Below are 2,342 nucleotides of genomic sequence, written 5' to 3' on the forward strand. Positions count from 1 at the left end.
ATTGCGGGTCGTCCTGGGGGATCGCGGCAAGGGACCGGATCAGCCGCTGGGTCTCTGCCGGTGTCCCGGTGGTATTTACCTCATAGACCATTGTCCGGTCGAGGAGATCCCGCAGGTACTGTGTCCGGAGTGCCGTCTTGTAGGGTGAACAGTCAAGGTGATGGGGGTTGAAGAACCGGTTAGCCGTGAAAAGATCGAGCGCTGTATCGGGATTGAGGGACTGTACGGTATTCCGGTCAGACGGGTCGCGCTTGAGAACGATCACCGTCTTCAGCGTTGTCATGGGGAGAAGACGCCCCTTCCCGATTACCCAGCGGATATCAGCAACCGCACGCCCGTCCCTGTCATATTCATCTGCCCGGACAAGCCCGCCGTACTCCTTCCAGACCGTCTCCAGGTCCTGCCGGATATAGAAGTTTTTCTCGGACCCGTAGGAGAGGATCTCGGGGCCGAAGACCCGGGAGAAGAACCAGTCGTCCGACACGATGCGCGTGCCGGGGTCCTTTAACAGGCCGTAGGTCTGCGTTGTCTTGCCGGCCCCGGAGGTTCCCGTGAGACAGAGGCCGCTGCCGGCAATGTCGACAAGCGCACCGTGGAGCGAGAAGATGGCATGCTCCTCTTCGAGAATATCCCCGGCCAGGCTTAACGCCAGCGACTTCACCCACCCGTAATACCCGACATTGAAGAGGAACAGGGTCCGGGTCTTGGGATCGTAAAAAACCGAATCGGGGGGAGAGCCCGGGTCAGGGAAGACAAAGATCCTCCCGTGCGACCGGATATTCTGGGACATGGAGTAAAAGTTCTCCTGCCACGTGTCTTTCAGGACAGGATCAGCGGAGAGCAGCTTGATGCAGCAGCCGTAGATCTCGGACTTGATCTCGTACCGTACCGAGGGCATGAACCGGGCAGCCAGCCGGTCTTTCTCTTCGGGAGTGATGAGCGTTACCTGATATGCCATGAGTATCCTGCCTCTTTGGATCGCGGTGATACAGTATCCGCTAACGTCGGTTAATAACCTCTTGGTGGATCAAGGAGGATCAGGGCGATTGTTTTTGTTGTTCCGGGGCAAATCTTTTGGAAGGACGGGTTATGGCAACAGGAAATTTCCAGGATTCTTTTCTCCATACTGCAGTCTTCTCTTCGGCTTTTCTCGAACCGGTCTACCCGGAACCGGCAGAGCCCCCGGAGGACGCAAAATGGGTGATTGTGCGAAAGAACGGGGTTTACCTGCACTCCGGCGAACCTCCTGTTCTCGTGTACACCCACAAAGAAAATCTACCGGATGTCCTGCACAGCCAGTACCTGGGACATCGTGAAGGCGTGGCCTGGTATGCCATGGAAGTAGCTGCAGACACGGTAATCCCCGGCTCCGTGTTTTACCCGGATACCCGCGACCTCTATTCCCTCCTTCCCGATAACGAGCTCGCGGTCGCAGCGCTTGCCGTGCGTATCATCGCGTTCGACCGGACAACCCGGTTCTGCGGGCAGTGCGGCAGCGAAATGCGGCAGTCAGGGGAAGAGCGCGCAAAAGTCTGCGCTGCCTGCGGACAGGTCACCTACCCCCGCATATCGCCTGCGATCATCGTTCTGATCCAAAAGGATGACCATATTCTTCTTGCCCGGTCTCCCCGGTTTCCTCCCGGATTCCACAGTGTCATCGCCGGTTTTGTCGCGCCGGGCGAGACCCTTGAGGAGGCTGTGCAAAGGGAGGTCCGCGAGGAGGTTGGCATTGAAGTCACAAACATCCGCTACCTGGGCAGCGAGCCCTGGCCATTCCCGGACTCCCTGATGATCGGGTTTGCTGCGGATTATGCCGGCGGGGAGATCGTGATCGACAACAATGAGATCGTAGCAGCGGGATGGTTTGACAGGGCACACCTCCCCGACATTCCCCGTAAGATGAGCATTGCCCGGGCGCTTATTGACTGGTGGCTTGCTGAGGGGCGAGGGGATTCCGGGCGGTAAGAAAATGTTCCGTTGAAATCCTTTGAAGTATTGATGGGGGCTGATGCCCCCATACCACCGATTATGATGAACGGCCGCTGAAGTCGAAGAACGCTTCGCGCTCTTCTCTCATCTCATGCCTTAGGGATTCGATGAGAGGATTTTTTCAAAAATCCTCTGCTTCATTCTTGCAGAATGAAGCACCCCGAAGGGAGACATCCGTGACCCGTGGTCAGGGAGGTCTGGAGAAAAAATCCGAAAATTTTTCGACTCGCCCCGCGGCGGCATCAATTTCTTTTTTATGAAAACACCTCTTTGTCAGAGTATCCCTTTCAGATAATACAGAGGTATCACCTGCAACCCCACACCCTCGAAGGGGGGCAGGGCTGGCGCAAGGG

General features: G+C 56.8%; 2 protein-coding genes. One reads left to right on the forward strand and one right to left on the reverse strand.

Features of this window, described 5'->3' with window-relative positions:
• Nucleotides 1-958: HPr kinase/phosphorylase (locus CW742_RS10785; protein WP_292420268.1), on the reverse strand; the 958-nt coding region annotated here is incomplete at its 3' end.
• A gap of 131 nt (nucleotides 959-1,089) precedes the next feature.
• Between CW742_RS10785 and nudC the strand changes: the two genes are divergently transcribed.
• A complete protein-coding gene (nudC, locus tag CW742_RS10790; protein ID WP_292420270.1) occupies nucleotides 1,090-1,965 on the forward strand; it encodes an NAD(+) diphosphatase in 876 nt (291 codons plus the stop codon).
• Nucleotides 1,966-2,342: the final 377 nt, after the last annotated feature.

The organism is Methanoregula sp., assembly GCF_002835825.1.
Lineage (GTDB): Archaea > Halobacteriota > Methanomicrobia > Methanomicrobiales > Methanospirillaceae > Methanoregula.